This is a genomic window from Commensalibacter sp. B14384M2, from assembly GCF_016101865.1.
GTDB classification, from domain to species: domain Bacteria; phylum Pseudomonadota; class Alphaproteobacteria; order Acetobacterales; family Acetobacteraceae; genus Commensalibacter; species Commensalibacter melissae.
Map to the genome: position 1 here is coordinate 1 of NZ_JACFPS010000007.1, position 20,142 is coordinate 20,142.

A 20,142-nucleotide genomic window follows, 5' to 3' on the forward strand; every position below is an offset into this window, starting at 1 on the left:
CGCCAATAACAAAAATAATAGGTTATCAAGACCTTACACCTTAAATAACCATAACCCAGCCCAATATATCCAAATCTCCGATTCCGCAAAAAAACAGAATCCCAATCACAATAAATAAGGTATCCCGTCCATAATCAGCAGAACAGGATACCTTACCAAATATCGGATTCACCCCTGAAAAGAAGTGTCACAAAGCTATGTTAAATAAAAAATATTAAAATTTAACAAGAAAGAAAAAACTAAGAAAGGTATCAATAGCGATTCACAACTCAAAGACAAGAAACATCCCACCTTCTCGATGCAAACCTTATATGGTGGCAACCAGCACAATTTCAATAACTTAACCAAAATTAATCATTCGCCATATCAACCTCATCAACAGTAAAATAAAAAATGTTTCCAATAGCATCTGGTTTTATCTAAATTAGGCTTGATATTTTTGTAAGTCATTTACTTAAACGAAGTAAAAGGTATACCTCCCCCTTTAATCAAGAACATTTTTTTGATGTTTAAAAATATCGTAACTATCTAAAAATAAGAAATAATTTTATAAAATTTATAACTAAAAGTTTACTAAAATTTCTTTTTAATAACCAAAAATTCATTACGAAATTTATTTTATTTCCAGCATATTATACATTTAAAAATAAATAAGGATCACGGTATGAGTAAGGCCCTTCGCTGTTTATGTCCTATTCTTGCAACATTAATCATCCTGATCATTCCAGTCCCTCATGGGCTTGAACCTCATGCATGGAGATTTTTTGCCATTTTTTTGGGATGTATTGTCGGGCTTATTTTAGAACCTCTACCTGGTGGCGCCATTGGATTAATCGGTATTTCCGTTGCTGCCCTATTTGGACCATATGTTCTATTTAGTTCCGAAGAATTGGCCCAGCCTGGATTTAAACCAACCGTCAATGCATTTGAATGGGCTGTTTCAGGATTTTCCAACCCAACCGTATGGCTGATTTTCGGAGCATTTACCTTTGCACTCGCCTACGACAAAACAGGACTAGGAAAACGCATCGCCTTATTACTCGTTCGATCACTTGGTAAAAATACTTTGGCTCTAGGATATGCAATTACTTTTACAGATACAATCCTTGCCCCCTTTACCATATCAAGTACCGCACGTAGTGCTGGCATTATTTATCCTGTTCTTAGTCACCTACCTCCTTTATATAATTCCCGCCCTTTTGATTCATCACGAAAAAAAATTGGTACATATTTAATGTGGACAGGAATTGTTTCAACTTCTATTACCAGTTCATTTTTTATGACCGCACTGGCACCTAATCTTTTGTCAATCAGCATGGTCAATAAAATCATCGGCATTAATATTACATGGATGGAATGGTTCATGGTAACCTTACCAGCCTGCTTTGTCTTGATTACCATTTCTCCCTTATTGAGTTATCATCTTTGTAAGCCGGAAATTAAATCCAGCACTGCCATTCCAACCTGGGCCAATAAAGAATTACAACTGTTAGGATCCTTAACCGCAAAAGAAATGTTACTGATTTTTTTTGTAACTTGCGCACTGCTTTTATGGATTTTAGGTGGGAAATTTATTACACCTCCACTGGTAGGTATTGTTGTGGTTTCAGCAATGTTAATTAGCCAATTATTAACATGGAATGATATCGTGGAAAATAAAGCTGCATGGAATATTTTCACCTGGTTGGCAACCTTGATCGCCTTTGCTTCCGGATTAAACAAATCAGGCTTTATTAATTGGTTTGGTCAATTAATTAGCGTTTATATCATTCATTTTTCACCTCTCGCAGCAATGATTCTACTTTTATGCATTTACTATAGCCTACACTATTTCTTTGCAAGTAATACCGCCCATGCGGCTGCATTATTACCCATCTTCCTCGGGGCCGCCAGTCACATTCCTGGAATTAATATTCATCATTATGTTTTGTTGATCCTTCCCCTTTTAGGATTTATGGGAATTGTCACTCCCTATGCCGCTGAACCAAGTGCTGTCTATTATGGAAGTGGGTTTATCCCTAATTCGGTTTGGTGGAGACTAGGTTTTATCTTCGGTCTTCTTTTCCTTGTCACCTGGTTGTTTATTTCCATTCCATGGGTTTTAATGATATCATAGAACAATAATCAAAACCTTATCAGATGTAGGAAACTCAGGTTTTTGCGATTGCAAGTATTAAATTAAATATTTTTTGAGATGTAACTATCATTAAATTTGTGATATATGTTTTTCCAAATAGCAAAAAAATTTTTGAATAATTTATAAAACAAATATTAATTAAATTTTAACATCAATTTAATTACAAATAATTAAACTATGTAAAATAAATAAGGTAGCTATATGCGTATTAAATTTGTTGTTTTTTATACTGAAGGCACCCCAAATGACGAAGGAAGTGATTTAACAAAAGTTGTCAGAACTGTTCGATCACTTGTCGAAGAAGCTGGCCACGAATTCGATGCTTATACACCTAAACGACTATATCAAATGGGTGCGGGAGAATTAGTTAAAGCATATCCTGATAAATACAATTTGGGAAATAATCCTAATACCCACAAATTTGGATTATTCAGCTGGAAACCCTTTACTATTTTGCATGCTCTTTCAACCATGGAAAAAGATGATGTCATTTTTTACCTTGATGCAAATATTGCCAAATACCCAACCCTGCGCCTTGTTATACAAAGCATAAATACGATTATCAATAAAGCCTTGAATTTTTGTGATTTTTATATTGGCAGGGAACTTACAGAACAAGTTTTAAAAGCCTCTGATTTTTGTTCCATCAGACAAATTGAAGAAATAGGGGGAAATTCACTTTTTGTTCAAAATTTTCCTTTACTGATTGCCAATAATATTATTGCAAAAGTGTCTGATTTTGCATTTGATATCTTACTGGACTGGTTGGCAATGTGCAGGGTAAAAGAATATATTCTTCCTCCAACAAAAGAAGAAGAAAAAAGCCCCAATTTCAAATGGTTCTGTGCTGACCAATCTATATTAAACATGATTATTGCCAGGCATATTGAAGAAGGTTTGCTACCTTGGTTTTTCCCCAATATTTGTCATGGTAGATCCAATAATTTTTCCATTCCAAATAATGATCACATTCAATATTTATCCCATTCAACGGAAGTTATTTGGAACAGACCGAAATTCAGAGAGCAACATCAAAAACAGATTGCAAGTACACAAATCTTTCTTGATAACATTTGTAATTCCAAAACCATTGGGAATCCATGGATAACATTAGATTACAATTTAAAAGACTGGCAAGCTGCTGATGATGCAACCTTTACACCTTTAGAAAATGATAATTACGCTTTTGCAGATGGCGACCAAAATAATTATCATCTAATCCGTATTCATGATCCAAAATTACAGAATATGGAAATTGATCTGGAAATCATAGCAAAAAAATATCCCTCTTCAGACCCCAAAATTGGTATGCATATTCAACAATGGGGGGGGATAGATTTATGCACAATCTATGAAAATAATGATAAGACGATACATCCTCATACAGTGTTTGCTACTGCAACACCTTTAAAAAACAATTTTTATATGTATCATGTTAGATTTTTTAACTATCATGACACCTTATCAATAGGAACCGGTTGTCCTCAAGGACATTATTTGGGTAAAAATAATAAGCAATTTGAATTTAGCTCAATAAAAATAAAAAGACGGTTTATTAACCCATTATAAATATATATTTTAAAATTAATTTTAATAACTAATAATTTAATTTTTAGTTATTAAATAATTTATTAATATTTATGATATGAAAAAAGTAAAAGCGATCGAATTTTATAAATTTAATTGTTAATTTTAGAAAAATATAAGAAAACTTCAATATGTTAATCAGACTGTTTTACCTATAGATTTTATATATAAAAATTACCAAATTAATAGATTATCTGGAACAACTATAATTCTATAAAGAATATTCTCATATAGAATCTATAAAAGATTAAACCCATCCAATGAAATGACAAAAGACAAGCAAAGGTTTCTATTAGTCAAACCGATCAATTTTTGTCAGCATAGATACCTATCGAACATCCAATTTCATGATGGACAAAGGTAAATCTTTTAATTCCCATAATAAAAGACATCCTATCAGATCAAACTTATTTATCTGTCCGTATATTATACAAGCTAAACAATATTTAATATAATCATAAATAAAAACTGGTTGAAATGAACTCAACCAGTTTTAACGAAAATCAGGCTTTGTCTATAACTGATTTACCCTGAATTAATAAACCAGCCTCATTGGCACTGATTGAAATAGTATCCCCATCATAAACATCGCCTTGCAACAATAATTCTGCCAATTGATTTTGCAAATTTCGTTGTATGACACGTTTTAGAGGACGTGCACCATAAACCGGATCATATCCAGCTTCCTCCAGCCACGCATGTGCTTTTTCATCCAGATCAAGCCTAATTTTACGATCCTCAAGCAATCCTTGTAAACGCTGTAATTGTATATCCACAATTTTTGCCATATCAGCCTTTTGCAATCGACTGAACAAAACAACCTCATCCAAACGATTGAGAAATTCAGGACGAAAGTGAGCACGTACAACTTTCATAACTTCAGCCTGTACAAGCTCTGTTGACTCACCTTCTGTCTGATTAGCCAAAATTTCAGAACCAAGATTGCTTGTCAAGATTATAATCGTATTACGAAAATCTACGGTTCGCCCTTGACCATCTGTTAAACGTCCATCATCAAGAACCTGCAATAATACGTTAAAGACATCCTCATGAGCCTTTTCAACCTCATCAAACAAAATAACCTGATAAGGTCTCCTGCGAATAGCCTCTGTCAAAACGCCCCCTTCTTCATAGCCAACATAACCAGGAGGGGCACCAATCAACCGTGCAACCGCATGTTTTTCCATAAATTCACTCATATCAACACGCAATATCGCTTTTTCGTCATCAAAAAGGAATGAAGCAAGCGCTTTTGCCAGTTCGGTTTTACCTACTCCAGTTGGACCCAGGAATAAAAAAGAGCCAATAGGCCGGTTTGGATCCTGCAATCCTGCGCGTGCCCGACGTACAGCATTTGCAACCGCTTTCAAGGCGGGTTCCTGTCCTACGACACGTTTACGAAGCTCGTCTTCCATTCGTAAAAGCTTAGCCCTTTCCCCTTCCAGCATTTTATCCACTGGAATACCTGTCCACCGAGATACAACCGCCGCGATCTCATTTTCAGTCACTGACTTGGAAACCAAATTCCCCTGATCCGGATGTTCATGCTGTTTGGTTTGCAAACCCTCAATTTTCTTTTGAAGTTCGGGAATAACACCATACATCAATTTAGAGGCTTGGGCCAGATTACCTTGGCGTTGTGCAACCTCAACTTCTGAACGGGCCTGATCCAGCTGTTCCTGCAATTTTTGAACATCATTAACCTTATTCTTTTCAGCATGCCAGGCCGCAGTCATTGCATTTGATTTTTCTTCTAAATCAGCAATCTCAACCTCCAATGCTTCCAAACGGTCACGACTGGCTGAATCTTCCTCCCTTTTCAAAGCTTCACGCTCAATTTTTAGTTGAATCAAACGACGATCCAGCTCATCAAGCGCTTCTGGCTTGCTATCAATCTGCATCCGTAACCTACTTGCGGCTTCATCTACCAGATCAATTGCTTTATCCGGCAAAAATCGATCTGTAATATAACGATTGGATAAAGTTGCCGCTGCCACCAGAGCACTATCACTGATCCGCACCCCGTGATGCAATTCATATTTTTCAGAAATACCCCGCAAAATTGAAATCGTATCCGCTACTGATGGTTCCCCGACAAAGACAGGCTGAAACCTCCGTGCCAAAGCTGCATCTTTTTCGATATATTTGCGATATTCATCCAGGGTTGTCGCACCAATACAATGCAAGGTGCCACGTGCCAGCTCAGGTTTAATGAGATTTGATGCATCCATTGCTCCATCACTACGTCCCACACCAACCAATGTATGCATTTCATCAATAAACAATATGACTTTTCCAGCCGCAGCTTCCACTTCTTTTAATATAGCCTTCAAACGTTCCTCAAATTCACCCCGATATTTAGCCCCTGCAACCAAGGCACCCAAATCCAAGGCTAATAACTGTTTATTCTTCAATGCCTCTGGAACGTCACCATTTACGATCCGTGATGCCAAACCTTCAACAATTGCAGTTTTACCAACTCCAGGCTCACCTATAAGCACAGGGTTATTTTTGGTACGTCGAGCCAAGACCTGAATCGTTCGACGAATTTCCTCATCTCTCCCAATCACTGGATCTAATTTTCCTTGCCGGGCAACCTCTGTCATATCCCGTGCATATTTTTTTAACGCATCAAAGGAAGCCTCTGCATTCTGGCTGTCAACCTTACGACCTTTCCGAATAGTATCAATCGCTCTTGCCAGATTTTGAGCTGTAACCCCCCCTTTTTGAAGGGCCTGACCAGCTGGTGTTTCAGATGCAGCCAAGGCAAGCAACAGGCGATCCTGAGCAACATACTCATCCCCGGCCTTCGTGGCCTCTTTTTCCGCGCCATCCAAGACACGAACCAATTCTGGCATGGCTTGAGGCTGTCCAGCACCATCGCCCTGAACTTTTGGCATGGAATCCAATGAATGTTCAACCGTTGTTTTGACAATGGCGGGTTCCCCGCCAGCTGCACGTATCAAGGAAGCTGCGGCTCCTTCCTCATCATCCAATAACGCTTTTAATAAATGCTGAGGCGTTAATTGCTGATGAAAATCACGAATTGCAATTGTCTGTGCCGCTTGAAGAAATCCTCTTGAACGTTCAGTAAATTTTTCGATATTCATAAATTTATGTCCCTTTTAAAATTAGGCAACATGCCTGCCAAAGTTTTGCCCCTCTTATGAGGCAGCGTTCCTTCGCAAAAAAAATCAATTTTTCAAAAAATAAGTATCATTTCATTACAAATTCATTATTGCATGAACTCAACTTATCGAGTAAAAAGAAATTTTTTTCTTTTCATTTATTTATTTTATACTAATCCTTCCGATAAATGAATAAGAATCATCATAAATAAAATAAAATTCAAAATTGATGACATAACAGGAATTTTCTGCCATATTATTAAGAACGCAAATCATTCTTAATGATAGAGTTAAGTTCAATTTAAATAATGACTGTTCCAAATTTAAGTATGCTTTCCCCAGGGAAATCAAGTGTTATTGATCATGTCGAAGAATTTTCTTCTCCTGATCCTATTGCAGACCGTTTACGTGATTTAGGCTTCGTACCAGGCGAAATTGTCAAAATCATTGCCTTTGGGCCATTTGGCTCAAATCCTATTGCTGTACAAATCGGATCGACCCGTTTTGCGCTGCGCCGTTCTGAAGCGGCCAGAATTATTTTACATTTGGATTGTTAATTTATGCCTGAATCATCCATATTCCCTATTTCAAAGATAGCTTTAGTGGGCAATCCAAATTGCGGAAAAACCGCTTTATTCAATCAATTGACCGGAAGTAGACAGAAAGTCGCCAATTATGCCGGGGTCACCGTGGAACGTAAGGAGGGACAATTCGTCACACCCTCCAAAAACAGGATTACCCTTATCGATTTACCGGGGGCATACAGTTTAAAAGCAACCAGCCTTGATGAAGCAGTCACCAGGGATATTTGTATGGGGAACTATCGTAACGAACCCCCACCAGATGCCTTGATCTGCGTTATTGATGCAACAAATTTGCGACTACATTTAAGATTCGCCCTTGAAATTTGCCGTCTTAAACGCCCAATGATGATCGCTCTAAACATGAGTGACATTGCAAAAAAACGTAAAATCGACATAGATATTCCAAAACTGGAATCAATTTTGGGCATTTGCATTATCCCCACAATAGGAACCCAAAAAAACGGAATTAAAAAACTTGTCGACAATATCGACACCTCTTTTAAAATTCCAACAATTGATATTGATAATCAAACCGATTTACATGTCGAAGTACGCAAAATTCTCCTGAAATGCGTCCATAATTCTTCTGAAAATTCTGTTCTGCTTGATGAAAAAATTGATCGATTGGTTTTACATCCCATTATTGGTCCCTTAATCCTTCTCATTTTATTATTTATCATGTTCCAGGCCGTTTTTTCATGGGCCCAACCCTTTATGGATGGTATACAGGATTTGACAGGCTGGCTTGGAAAAATCATTGCTAACTTATTACCGACAGGTCCCTTGAGAAGTTTAATTATTGATGGTGTTTTTGCGGGGGTGGGAACAACATTCGCCTTTTTACCTCAAATTCTTGTTCTCTTCCTGTGGATTTTATTCTTAGAAGAATCCGGGTATTTGCCCAGAGCAGCCTTCTTACTTGACCGCATTATGGCTTCTGTTGGATTAAATGGTCGTTCTTTCATCCCATTATTATCCAGTTTTGCCTGTGCAATTCCCGGTATCATGGCAACCCGGACAATACCTAGCGCTAGAGATCGTCTAGTTACCATTCTCATTGCACCTCTGATGACTTGTTCCGCACGATTACCAGTTTATGCTTTACTAATCAGTGCCTTTATCCCTCATAAAACCATCGGGATAATATTCAACCTGCAAGGTCTTGTCCTGTTTGGTCTTTATCTACTAGGAATCGCGAGTGCCTTTTTAGTGGCCTTACTTCTCAAAAAACGGAAAAAATCATATGATAACACCCTTTTACTAGAACTTCCCTCTTACCGTTTTCCAAGTGTTCGGAACATTTTGTTTGGATTATGGCAAAGGATTGAAATCTTTGTTAATCGCGTAGGAACAATCATCTTAACGGTCAGCATCCTTTTATGGGCTTTATCAAGCTTTCCAAAACCGCCTGCTGGTGTACAAGGTCCAGCCATTGATTGGAGTTTTGCCGGTATTATAGGTCACTGGATTCAACCCCTTTTTGCACCCATTGGTTTTAACTGGGAAATATGTGTTGCGCTTATTCTTGGATTAGCAGCCAGAGAGGTTGCTGTTACGTCTCTTGCAACTGTTTATTCCATAGCTGGTGTTGATTCTGATGCACCGGGCCAACTGGTTCATTTTCTTTCAACACAATGGAGTATAGCAACAGGACTTTCCTTTCTGGCCTGGTATGTTTTTGCTCCACAATGCTTTTCTACGTTGGCGGTTATAAAAAAAGAAACCTCTTCCTGGAAGATAGTCATAATGACAGCCTGTTATCTGTTTTTCATGGCTTATTTTGCCTCCTTTACCACCTGGCATATCGCATCATTTTTTTCTTGAATCATTTTTCTATTAATTAAAAACTGATTTAATTTAATAAATCAGTTTTTAATTATATTTCTACATAATTAATAAAACATTAAATTTTATATTTATCTTTTTTTAATTGATCATAGCGTTTAATAACTTTATCCACATCCATTGTTTTTTCTTGAGGGTTAAAAGTAAGATGAGCCACCATAAAATCAGAATAAATCGCTGTTTTTTTATTTAGATATTGAGGAATAACAGCCGTTAAATAAAACTCGTCATCAGCATGAGGGGGTAAAGACATATATCTCAATTTCTCACCACGCCAAGCAATAAAATTAATAGAGTAACGTGTGTTAAATTCCATGAATTGTTTTTCTAAAGACAATGAACTGGCATTATTATCTATAAAATAATTATGTAATTTTTCTGCATTTTTTCCACTTTCCCATAACGAACCGTAAACGCCTTCCCGTGGATTTTCATAATGCCCTACAGTTTCAGGAACCACTTTATTTTTTTGTTGCAAATAAGCGCAGGTCGCATTATTAACAACATTAGCTGAAACAACAAAATATTGCTCGTTCTTTTTAGTAAATTCAATAAAATCTTTTATTTTATCAAGCTCAATATAAACAATATCATCATCACATTTTAAAAAAATATCATTTTCAAATTGATCATATCTAGAAGCGTAATAATGATAGGCACGGTAATAAGGAGAATTTTCATACACATTTCCAATAAAACGCTTTATTTTATCGTTATTATGTACAAACTCCAAGGTTCTATCAAAATCTGTACGCATATAAATAGAAAACTTATTATGATGCGTATATTTTGATGGAATCCGAAAATGATAATCATCAACTTCCACAGTGGTATTACCATGAATATCCCTTTTAATACTAATATTATTGACCAAACCATCTGATAAAACACCCGGTGTTCCTTGAATAAAAATATAAGATTTATCATCGGACGAGCGTTCATAAGATAAAAAAGCCTTTTTATCTACAATACGTATTCTTGTTTGACCATTGTTCCATCCCCCTATTAAAGCTTCAATAAAATAATCTCCCTTTTCCGGGACGAAAGCTAGATAAAGTTCTGAAGGGATTCTTATAGGTATTCTCACCGAAGAATTACAATTTATATCTCGACAATATTGATAACCTGAATGGCCATGTAAAAATTTTACAGAACCCAATTTTTTCAAAAAATTTCTATCTGATTCATTACGAGTAAAATCCCAAATATGCCATTCATCTATAGTTCCTTCTTTTAACATCTCGTGAACATAATCACTGAGAACCGACATTCTTTTTTCTCGACCAGCAAACGTAACCATGATTTTTTTAGACACAATACTAACTTTCTCTAAAATGAGTTATCAAATTCGAAATTTATACCATTAAGATTTTATAATTTTAACAAAATGACTTATAACAAAAAAAACACCCAAAATAAATTAGGAAAAATCCAATGCAAAATAATCTTGTTCTTTTTATTATTGTTTTATGTATTTTTTACTGGTTAAACCGGTTTTTTCCAATAATTGGCAAATTCATATGGCTAGGAACTGCTTATGTGCTTAAACGCATCCATGCCCCCGCAATAAGCCAGCAATGGGCCTTGAAACACTGCAATACTCAGCAAACGTCAGGTTGTAGTAGCTGCAGTAAATGCAATAGCAAATGTCATTAAGTATTATTTACTCATTTAAATAAAAAACTCATTACAAATTGTAATGAGTTTTTTTATGTCACTATTATTTTTTAAAACTAATAACGATAAGAATCTGGTTTAAATGGACCTTCAACATCAACGCCAATATAATCAGCCTGAGCTTTATTCAATTTAGACAGAACCGCACCAACTTTTTCGAGATGTAAAGCCGCCACCTTTTCATCCAAGAACTTGGGAAGGGTATAGACTTTTGCTTCATATTTACCCTTTGGTGCTGTCCATAATTCAATCTGTGCCAAAGTCTGGTTTGTAAAGGAGGCAGACATCACAAAAGATGGGTGACCAGTGGCATTCCCAAGATTAACCAAACGTCCTTCAGAAAGAAGAATAATACGGTTACCATCGGGAAAAATAATCTCATCAACTTGAGGTTTAATATTTTCCCACGTGAAATTCCGTAATTTTTCAACTTGAATTTCTGAATCAAAATGACCAATGTTGCAAACGATCGCACGATTTTTCATGGCACGCATATGATCAACGGTAATAATATCAATATTACCGGTACAAGTTACGAAAATATCACCACGTGGTGCAGCCTCTTCCATAGTGACAATTTCATATCCTTCCATCGCGGCCTGTAATGCACAAATAGGATCAACCTCTGTAACAAGAACACGACAACCAGCATTTCGCAAACTTGCTGCCGAACCCTTACCCACATCACCAAAACCGGCAACAACGGCAACCTTTCCAGACATCATTACATCTGTACCGCGACGGATTGCATCGACCAGGCTTTCACGACAACCATATAAATTATCAAATTTAGACTTCGTAACACTGTCATTGACATTGAATGCTGGAACTAATAAGGTTCCTTTCTTTTCCATTTCACGCAAACGGTGAACACCTGTTGTCGTTTCTTCAGATAACCCCTTAATATTTTTTAACATCTCAGGATATTTCTGATGCATTAACAGGGTTAAATCACCTCCGTCATCCAAAATCATATTGGGAACCCAACCATTCGGACCATGAATGGTCTGTTCAATACACCAGTTAAATTCCTCCTCGGTTTCACCTTTCCAAGCAAATACAGGAATACCAGCTGCAGCTATTGCCGCAGCCGCATGATCCTGAGTTGAGAAAATGTTACAAGATGACCAACGCACTTCCGCGCCCAAGGCAACAAGGGTTTCAATTAACACAGCTGTCTGGATAGTCATATGCAAGCAGCCGGCAATTTTCGCTCCCTTAAGAATCTGTTTATCCGCATATTCTTTACGAAGAGCCATTAAACCTGGCATTTCCCCTTCAGAAATAGCAATCTCTTTCCGCCCCCAACTCGCAAGTGAAATATCTTTCACTTTGTAATCATGTTCTTTCATCATTTATCAATCCTTTTTATGATCAAATTAATATTATGATGTATTATTAGAGCACATATAAGAAGAGATCAATCTAATGCGTCAAAAACAAAACAGCATATTATTATGAAAAAATAAAATTTGATATTCTTTTCGCTGCTTTTTCAGTTGTTTCTAAAATATCATTTTTCTCCCATTTATCACTAGGATAGTTAATTAAAGTTTTTGCTAAATTATATTTGCTATTTTTATATCCATTTTTATTATGAATAAAACTTTGCTTTTTAGTTTTAAACCATTCATTACTGATACTTCGATTGATATTCTCTTCAAGCAAAATTTTGTTTCCCAATCTGTTAATTACATTTTCAAACTCATTCTTATCCATTTTTGCGTCATGTCGAATTGTCTCTATATTACGACCACTAGCTGGCATAATATGTTCAACATTAACCGTTTCAGAAAAATTAAATTTTAGATTTTTATTTTTAGCGTACAAATATTCATTAACAAATACCAGCATGTTTTTATCATATGTTAATATCGCGTCCTCAACCTCTTTGACATTCCATTTATCATGTATATGATCATAAAAATCCTGACAAATAACATGTTCTGGAATATTAAAATCGACCATCTTTATAATTTCTGCATATAAAAATATCTTAAATTTATTGCTTGAATAACCAGCATCTCCCAACTCTAATAATGAAAATAATTTCAACAATGATTCACAGACATTTATTATTTTATCTTCGGTAATTTCATCTAATTCAAAACGATACAGATAAGCGGCTAGATATAATTTAATATTAACATTACACTTAAGAAGTAACTTTATAATGGAATAATCTTTAATTTTATCCCATTTATATGCAATTTTTTTTAAATTATTGCATAGTAAAAATGGATTTTTTAACAAATCCTGCTCATGATCAGCATAATATCTTCTTAGACCTGGAGTTCTTACATAAATATAAGATTTCAAATACCCCTGTTCTTTAGCACGATTAATGTACATAAATTGTTGCAATACAGAATCAATTGTAACGACTTTTTTAGATTTTAATTTATTTGTTAATTGGAGAATCTCTTCCCATTGAATATTAAATTCCTCTCTTTAATCACCTACATATGAATATAATTTTGCAGAAATAATATCTGCATCTGAAAGCGGCAAACCTGTTGAATTCAATGAATTAAACATTGTAATAGCTTGTTCGACTTGCCAACTGCGTATTTCGATTACCTGACAATTTTTTAAAAAAGTTTTTGTAAATTGATTCAACCAAGAATCGCTATTTTCTCTCAATTTTTCATAAAAATTTTTAAAGTTACGAAAATAGTTTGTATATCGGTTATTATTTTTTTTATAAGGCAGTTTAAAAACTTTTTCCTCGGCATCTTCAAAATCACTGGCACCTATAATTTTATTAAATTCTTCTGGATACAATTCATTAATTGATTTATTTCCTAGTATAAGAATATTTTGTGTCTTTTTTGGATCTTTAAGCATAGAAGGTATATTTTCGGCTTCTGCTTTATACAAAATTTCCATAATTTTATTTCTATTCGCTTTAAGACCAGCTATCAATGCCTCTGAATCTTCATCTTTTGAAACAGTTTGCAGCACTTCATTTAATCGTAACAAAATGGCTTTGAGTAACAACAAAAAAGTCGTTGTACGCTGTTGTCCGTCAATTAGACTGAATTGATTTTGATCCGAGCAATCAATTATAATGCTTCCAAAAAAATAAGGATCATTTGATTCACTTTCCTTAAAATTCTCTATATCTTCTAACAATTTATCACATTGTCCAATATCCCATGAATATCCCCGTTGATATTCTGGAATTAAAAAATTTTCTGTTCGATTAAGTTTTAAATATAACTCAATATTTTTAAGATTGGGTTCAATATTCTTAGCCATAATTTTTGAATTCCTGACTATAATTTTATTTTTTAGATAATTATCAAAAATTATCTTTCTTTATCAAATTGATTTGATTAACGATAATTTTGTATTTCTAACAAATATATCTAAAAGAAAAATTTCAGTAATCAAATGTAATAAATTTTATGTGAATTGAGACACCAAATCACTTATATGACCTAATTCTATCAGCTGTAATCCATTGGGGACGGATAGTTTGTTATTTCCATGTGCAATACGCTTGGGTAAAACAACTTCATCAAAACCTAGCTTAAATGCCTCTTTCATGCGTAAGTCGGCTTGTGGCACCTGTCGAATTTCTCCAGATAAACCAATTTCACCAAAATACACTGAACCTGGAGAAGCGGAATGATGGGTCAAAGCCGAAACCAAAGCTGCTGCCACGGCCAAATCCGCCGCAGGTTCGGTAATTCTCAAACCGCCTGCCATATTTAAATAAACATCCACCCCGTTAAACCGTAACGAACAACGTGTCTCCAAAATAGCAAGCAACATATTAAGGCGTGCATTATCCCATCCAATAACTGTACGTCTTGGCGCTGAATCCCCAAATTTGGGTGCCAACAAGGCCTGCACTTCCAACAAAACAGGACGGGTTCCCTCTAAACCCGCAAAAACGGCTGACCCCGCTATATGACCATGTCGCTCTGCAAGGAATAAAGCAGATGGATTTGCCACCTCTACCAAACCCTGTCCTGTCATTGAAAAAACACCAATTTCATCTGTTGCACCAAATCGATTTTTTGCTGCCCGTAAAATACGAAATTGATGTCCTCGATCCCCCTCAAAATATAATACGGCATCAACCATATGTTCCAGGACACGCGGCCCCGCTATAGAACCTTCCTTGGTAACATGTCCCACAAAAATCAATGCAAATTCTTTCTGTTTTGCCATACGAATCAATTCAAAAGCCGCAGCCCGAACCTGACTTACCGTCCCAGGGGCCCCATTCGCCGTATCCAGCCACATTGTTTGAATAGAATCAATGATAACGAGACTTATATTTTTTTCTTTTTCCAGCGTTGAAAGAATATCCGCAACATTTATGCAGGCAGCCAGTTGTATGTTTTTTCTTTGTTCCGCATCCTCTAACCCTAACCGATTGGCACGCATTCTTATCTGGTTAACAGACTCCTCTCCTGAAATATATAAAACGGATTGTCCCTGTCTTGATAAAGCACAAGCAGCCTGCAACAATAAAGTTGACTTTCCAATGCCAGGATCTCCTCCTACCAATGTAACTGAAGATTGGACAAGACCTCCACCCAGAACACGATCAAATTCAGAAACACCAATGGACTGACGATCAGGAGGTGAAATCTCACCATCCAGCCCTGTAAACTGAATCATCCTGCCTGCATGTCCCAGTACAGAAATCGGACTTGTTTCCCTGGTTTCCTCGCTAATTGTATTCCATTCACCACAAGCCTCACATCGTCCAGCCCATTTATGATAAATAGCGCCACAACTTTGACAGACAAACATTTTAACCGGCTTTTTCGCCAAAACGTCCTCTTATACTTTCATTTCCATTTTAATAGGACCTGCATAAAGACCATGTGTAAATTGATGCACGTAGGGATTCTCACTCTGCATAAGTTTACCAGCTTCACCCTGCCAAATCAGCTCCCCTTTATACAACATGGCAACCTGATCCCCGATCCGCTGGGCAGAAGCCATATCATGGGTAATGGCAATTGTTGTAGAACCCAGCTTCTTAACGCAATCAACAATCAAGTTATCAATTATTGCTCCCATGATAGGATCCAACCCTGTGGTCGGTTCATCAAAAAAGATAATTTCCGGTTTTGAAGCAATCGCACGTGCCAAGCCAACCCGTTTCTGCATCCCACCAGATAACTCACTGGGATATAAATCGCCAATATTATCTGCATCCAGACCAACAAGTTCCAAAACCCTGTTTGCCCTTTCCCTCGCCCGGGCACGACTAATTCTTGGCTGATTTTTACGATGTCCATTTAAAAGGGCAAAGGCAACATTTTCCCAGATAGGCAAGCTATCGAACAAAGCAGAGTTCTGAAACAACATACCCATTTCCTGTAATTTTTCTGCTTGCTCGGAATATGGCAATTCAAAAATATTTTTGCCATCAATTTCGATCGTGCCACTATCTGGTGTCATTAACCCCAAAATACAGCGAAGCAAAACAGACTTTCCACTTCCAGATCCACCAATAATAACAAAGGAAGTTCCCTCCATTACATCCATATTAATGTTACGTAACACATGGTTGCTGCCAAAAGATTTGGAAAGATTACGTATACGAATTTTGGGATAAGTTTTGGTCATTTTGCAAAAAAGATATCCGTTAACAAATAGTCAAATACTAGCAATAAAATAGAGGCGGCAACAACAGCAGAGGTCGTCGCTGCACCAACCCCCTGTGCGCCCCCACGGCTACGATATCCATGATAACATCCCATCAAGGCAATAAGAAATCCAAAAACCGCCGCTTTCACCAAACCAATTGTAACATCAATAGGTTTCACGGCATTCATGGTCGCCGCAATATAACCCTGGGGCGAAAAACCCAATTTAATGACCGAAACAGTAAAACCACCCAGCACCCCCAGGATATCAGCAATCAAAACCAGAAATGGTAAAGCAAGCGTAGCAGCTAGCAAACGGGGAGTGACAAGATATTTGATAGGATTGGTTGATAAGGTTTTGAGCGCATCAATCTGATTCGTCACCTGCATTGTTCCAATTTCCGCGGCCATGGCTGCCCCCACCCGTCCCGCAACCATCAATCCTGCCAAAACGGGCCCAAGCTCACGAGTGACAGCCAACACAACAATATTGGCAATCGCGCTATTTACATGATACTGGGACATACCGGTATAGGATTGTAACGCGATAACACCTCCAGAAAATAATGCCGTTAAAGCAACAACAGGTAGAGACAAATAACCTATATCAAGTAAAGATCCCAAAAAAATGCGCCAATAAAATGGAGGATAAAAAATATTTATAAATCCGCTTAATGCAAACAATGCGAGGGTACCCGTTTCCCGAACACCGTTTAAAGCCATACGACCTAACAAAGCAATCCAAATCCACGGACGTTTCAATTGATACATCTTAATTCCCGGTTAAACTCATCACAACATTATTAGCTAACGAATTGAGAAGTTGTTCAATAATATTGATTACAAGTTTTATCCTATAATTCTATTATTTTCTAACATTTATATTTAAGCATATAAACATCTTTTATTTTTAAACATTTTATATAGATCAAACATTTTAACCATCATCCTCTTCCCAAGAACAATCCACCCTTAGAATCTAATTATTATTCCCATCAATATTGAATATATCTATTGTCTATATACCACTGAAAACCTCTTCATTACCCTTTATAATGAGCTTGTTTCAATATTTTTAAAATTTTTATTTTTTTAATTTTTAAATTAACTTAATTTAATAATCTATAAAACTAGCAATATCTTGATTAAAAATAAGGAATGTTCTGTGCGTATAGCAATGATTGGTGGAGGATATGTTGGTCTTGTTTCTGCTGCTTGTTTTGCAGAATTCGGACTTGATGTCGCTGTCGTGGAAAAGGATCCCAACCGGTTAAATGCGTTAAAGCAAGGAAATATTCCTATCTATGAACCTGGTTTGGATCTTTTGGTTCAGAATAATATCAAAGCCAATCGGTTACAGTTTTTTGAAACGATTAAAGAGGCTATTCCTGATTGTAAGGCCATTTTTATTGCCGTGGGTACACCCCCACGTAACGGTGATGGACATGCCGACATGACTTATGTCCATCAAGCAGCCCTGGAAATCGCAAAACATCTAAAAGAATATGCAATTATCGTTACCAAATCAACAGTCCCGGTTGGTACAAGCCGACGGATTGCGCAAATCATTCGTAAGGAAAATCCATCTCTTGATTTTGATGTCGCCTCCAATCCTGAATTTCTTCGCGAGGGCGAGGCCATTCAAGATTTCATGACACCTGACCGTATCATTATCGGTATTGAAAAAGACAGAAAAGATCGCGCACAAAAAGCCCAAGAAATCATGAGTCGACTTTACCAGCCCTTATTTCAAAAAGAAACACCAATTTTGTTTACCAATTTGGAAAGTGCTGAACTGGCAAAATATGCCTCAAATTGTTTTTTAGCGATGAAACTTTCATATATTAACGAGCTTGCTGATCTTTGTGAACAAGTTGGAGGAAATATAGAGGAAATTGCCAATGCTATTGGATTAGACAGCAGAATCGGCAAATATTTTTTACGGCCAGGCCCAGGTTATGGCGGATCCTGTTTCCCGAAAGATACCCTCGCCCTAATTCGCATCGCCCAAGAAGCAGGCACGCCCTCACGGCTGGTAGAGGCAACCGCACAAGCTAATGATGCCAGAAAAGCAAACATAAGTGGAAGAATTATTCAATTATGTGGTGGTAATGTTCACAACAAAACCATTACCATTCTGGGACTCACCTTTAAACCAAATACAGATGATATGCGGGAATCCCCATCTATTCCCATTATTCACCGTTTGGTTGAAGAGGGTGCCCAGATAAAAGTTTTTGACCCTGTTGGAAATGAAAAGGCAAAACCCTTATTACCTAATACAGTTCAATATTTTGATAGAATTAACGATGCAGCCAATCAGGCTGACGCCTTGATTATCCTGACAGAATGGAATGAATTCCGTTCTTTGACACCCAAAACCCTGAAAAACTGGATGAAAAAACCACTGGTAATCGACTTCAGAAATATTTACGATCCCAAAGTGATGAAAAGTGAAAATATTCATTATTATTCAATTGGTCGACCCCTGAAAGAAAAATTTATGATTTAAACAGTTTGACTAATTGACGCAAAGGGGACGTCACACGCCAACAGAAAGAATTCTGTATGGCCGTAAGTTCCTGTTTCAATTTTGTATTTTCCTGTTCCAAATGTTGGGCAAAACTGAATTGATAGGGTGAATTTCTAATCTTTTCATAAACCTCTTTCCAGCTTTCAACACATTTTTCCCTATTTTTTTCCGATACAAGAAAAACCGTAAATTCATAACTCAGCTTTGATGGATCAATATCAAACCATTCCACACAAGCCATTTTTATAAGTCCATGTTCAGCCAAATTCATCATCAATTTCACAAACAAACCTAAATGCAAAACCCAACAATGAATATCTTCATAATGATCAGGTATTAGTGTTCTTTCCCCCCATTCCAGAACCTCAGAAAACGGGATTTGGCTTTCCAGATTTTCTTTATCAGGATATAATCCATATTCTGCATGAATTCTTGGAATATCTTTATCATTAATTTTGTTCAATGCAAAGTCCAACACCAAGTGTGTTTCAGGGCATGTAGATTTCTTTAACCAGGCAGCGAGTAAATCAGCCAACCGGGTAGGCTGCCTTTTCATATCAAAAGAATAACGACCATCTGGCAAAACCAAACGTAATTGTCCATCAGGTTTTAAAATTTGTCGTATTTCCTCAATCCATCCAATCAAGTCTGGGACATGTTCTGCAACATGAGATGCGATTACATAATCAAACTGACCATCCACACACTCCTTCAAAGCACATTCTTTTTTCCAGATATAATCAATCTCTACCAATTGACGAGAATCAAAATTGGTATTCCAGGCAAACTGCTCTTTCAGCTCTTCCGTCGACAAATGATCTGCGTAAAAAACATTTCCATTTTCTCGACATAAAACTGGATCAATCAATGCACCGATTTCCAAACATCGTGCATGTGCAAATCGAATTCCTCTATTTAAACGTTCACGACGTAATGCAATAAAAGGTTCCATAAATTCTTGACCTGAAATAAAAAAGGATTCATTAAATATAATGAATCCCTCTTTTAATCCAAATTTCACTTTATAAATATA

At 36.6% G+C, this 20,142-nt stretch carries 15 protein-coding genes; 6 read left to right on the forward strand and 9 right to left on the reverse strand.

The genetic code is table 11. From position 1 onward, the window contains the following. Positions 1-664: 664 nt before the first annotated feature. Positions 665-2,116 carry a DASS family sodium-coupled anion symporter gene (locus H3R33_RS08895; RefSeq protein WP_198185724.1) on the forward strand — a complete coding sequence of 484 codons (1,452 nt, stop codon included), beginning with the start codon at positions 665-667 and terminating at the stop codon, positions 2,114-2,116. Positions 2,117-2,338: 222 nt separating this feature from the next. Continuing rightward, a complete protein-coding gene (locus H3R33_RS08900; protein ID WP_198185717.1) occupies positions 2,339-3,706 on the forward strand; it encodes a hypothetical protein in 1,368 nt (455 codons plus the stop codon). A 521-nt stretch (positions 3,707-4,227) separates the two neighbouring features. On the opposite strand, the gene clpB is transcribed toward H3R33_RS08900, so the two are convergent. After that, the gene (gene clpB, locus H3R33_RS08905; RefSeq protein ID WP_198185715.1) at positions 4,228-6,834 is read right to left on the reverse strand and encodes an ATP-dependent chaperone ClpB; all 2,607 of its coding nucleotides are present in this window, start codon (positions 6,832-6,834) and stop codon (positions 4,228-4,230) included. Positions 6,835-7,160: 326 nt separating this feature from the next. On the opposite strand from clpB, the gene H3R33_RS08910 reads away from it, so the two are divergent. Beyond that, complete coding sequence (locus H3R33_RS08910) at positions 7,161-7,409, forward strand: FeoA family protein (protein WP_110439607.1); 249 nt, start codon at positions 7,161-7,163, stop codon at positions 7,407-7,409. Positions 7,410-7,412: 3 nt separating this feature from the next. Then, complete coding sequence (gene feoB / locus H3R33_RS08915) at positions 7,413-9,260, forward strand: ferrous iron transport protein B (RefSeq protein ID WP_198185713.1); 1,848 nt, start codon at positions 7,413-7,415, stop codon at positions 9,258-9,260. A 79-nt stretch (positions 9,261-9,339) separates the two neighbouring features. Here the strand turns inward: feoB and H3R33_RS08920 are convergent, their stop codons facing one another. Further along, entirely contained in the window at positions 9,340-10,596 is a 1,257-nt protein-coding gene (locus tag H3R33_RS08920; RefSeq protein ID WP_155567567.1) for a hypothetical protein, read from the reverse strand. Positions 10,597-10,715: 119 nt separating this feature from the next. Here H3R33_RS08920 and H3R33_RS08925 point away from each other — a divergent pair, with 119 nt between their 5' ends. Then, positions 10,716-10,937, forward strand: coding sequence for a DUF6587 family protein (locus H3R33_RS08925; RefSeq protein WP_155564854.1), 222 nt, complete (start codon positions 10,716-10,718; stop codon positions 10,935-10,937). Between the two features lie 77 nt (positions 10,938-11,014). Here the strand turns inward: H3R33_RS08925 and ahcY are convergent, their stop codons facing one another. From ahcY to H3R33_RS08955, 6 genes are all read right to left on the reverse strand, one after another. Beyond that, the gene (ahcY, locus tag H3R33_RS08930) at positions 11,015-12,310 is read right to left on the reverse strand and encodes an adenosylhomocysteinase (RefSeq protein WP_198185726.1); all 1,296 of its coding nucleotides are present in this window, start codon (positions 12,308-12,310) and stop codon (positions 11,015-11,017) included. Positions 12,311-12,413: 103 nt separating this feature from the next. Beyond that, positions 12,414-13,310 (reverse strand): HNH endonuclease family protein, encoded by an 897-nt coding sequence (locus H3R33_RS08935; protein ID WP_198185710.1) that lies wholly within the window; start codon positions 13,308-13,310, stop codon positions 12,414-12,416. Between the two features lie 99 nt (positions 13,311-13,409). Then, positions 13,410-14,219, reverse strand: coding sequence for a DUF262 domain-containing protein (locus H3R33_RS08940; protein WP_198185708.1), 810 nt, complete (start codon positions 14,217-14,219; stop codon positions 13,410-13,412). Positions 14,220-14,366: 147 nt separating this feature from the next. Further along, entirely contained in the window at positions 14,367-15,752 is a 1,386-nt protein-coding gene (radA, locus tag H3R33_RS08945) for a DNA repair protein RadA (protein WP_110439603.1), read from the reverse strand. 9 nt (positions 15,753-15,761) lie between these two features. Then, entirely contained in the window at positions 15,762-16,556 is a 795-nt protein-coding gene (locus H3R33_RS08950) for an ABC transporter ATP-binding protein (protein ID WP_122122874.1), read from the reverse strand. Next, complete coding sequence (locus H3R33_RS08955; RefSeq protein WP_122122873.1) at positions 16,553-17,347, reverse strand: ABC transporter permease; 795 nt, start codon at positions 17,345-17,347, stop codon at positions 16,553-16,555. Before H3R33_RS08955 ends, H3R33_RS08950 begins: the two co-directional genes overlap by 4 nt. A 406-nt stretch (positions 17,348-17,753) precedes the next feature. Between H3R33_RS08955 and H3R33_RS08960 the strand changes: the two genes are divergently transcribed. After that, the gene (locus H3R33_RS08960) at positions 17,754-19,088 is read left to right on the forward strand and encodes a UDP-glucose/GDP-mannose dehydrogenase family protein (RefSeq protein ID WP_232342227.1); all 1,335 of its coding nucleotides are present in this window, start codon (positions 17,754-17,756) and stop codon (positions 19,086-19,088) included. Here the strand turns inward: H3R33_RS08960 and H3R33_RS08965 are convergent. Further along, entirely contained in the window at positions 19,078-20,061 is a 984-nt protein-coding gene (locus H3R33_RS08965) for a methyltransferase domain-containing protein (protein WP_198185705.1), read from the reverse strand. The genes H3R33_RS08960 and H3R33_RS08965 overlap by 11 nt on opposite strands. Between the last annotated feature and the right edge of the window lie 81 nt (positions 20,062-20,142).

Coding starts and splice junctions, on each gene's coding strand:
- H3R33_RS08950 (WP_122122874.1), bottom strand. CDS start 16,556: ATGACCAAAACTTATCCCAAAATTCGTATACGTAATCTTTCCAAATCT.
- H3R33_RS08925 (WP_155564854.1), top strand. CDS start 10,716: ATGCAAAATAATCTTGTTCTTTTTATTATTGTTTTATGTATTTTTTAC.
- H3R33_RS08895 (WP_198185724.1), top strand. CDS start 665: ATGAGTAAGGCCCTTCGCTGTTTATGTCCTATTCTTGCAACATTAATC.
- H3R33_RS08940 (WP_198185708.1), bottom strand. CDS start 14,219: ATGGCTAAGAATATTGAACCCAATCTTAAAAATATTGAGTTATATTTA.
- H3R33_RS08965 (WP_198185705.1), bottom strand. CDS start 20,061: ATGGAACCTTTTATTGCATTACGTCGTGAACGTTTAAATAGAGGAATT.
- H3R33_RS08935 (WP_198185710.1), bottom strand. CDS start 13,310: ATGTACATTAATCGTGCTAAAGAACAGGGGTATTTGAAATCTTATATT.
- H3R33_RS08955 (WP_122122873.1), bottom strand. CDS start 17,347: ATGTATCAATTGAAACGTCCGTGGATTTGGATTGCTTTGTTAGGTCGT.
- H3R33_RS08910 (WP_110439607.1), top strand. CDS start 7,161: ATGACTGTTCCAAATTTAAGTATGCTTTCCCCAGGGAAATCAAGTGTT.
- H3R33_RS08900 (WP_198185717.1), top strand. CDS start 2,339: ATGCGTATTAAATTTGTTGTTTTTTATACTGAAGGCACCCCAAATGAC.
- ahcY (WP_198185726.1), bottom strand. CDS start 12,310: ATGAAAGAACATGATTACAAAGTGAAAGATATTTCACTTGCGAGTTGG.
- H3R33_RS08960 (WP_232342227.1), top strand. CDS start 17,754: ATGATTGGTGGAGGATATGTTGGTCTTGTTTCTGCTGCTTGTTTTGCA.
- clpB (WP_198185715.1), bottom strand. CDS start 6,834: ATGAATATCGAAAAATTTACTGAACGTTCAAGAGGATTTCTTCAAGCG.
- feoB (WP_198185713.1), top strand. CDS start 7,413: ATGCCTGAATCATCCATATTCCCTATTTCAAAGATAGCTTTAGTGGGC.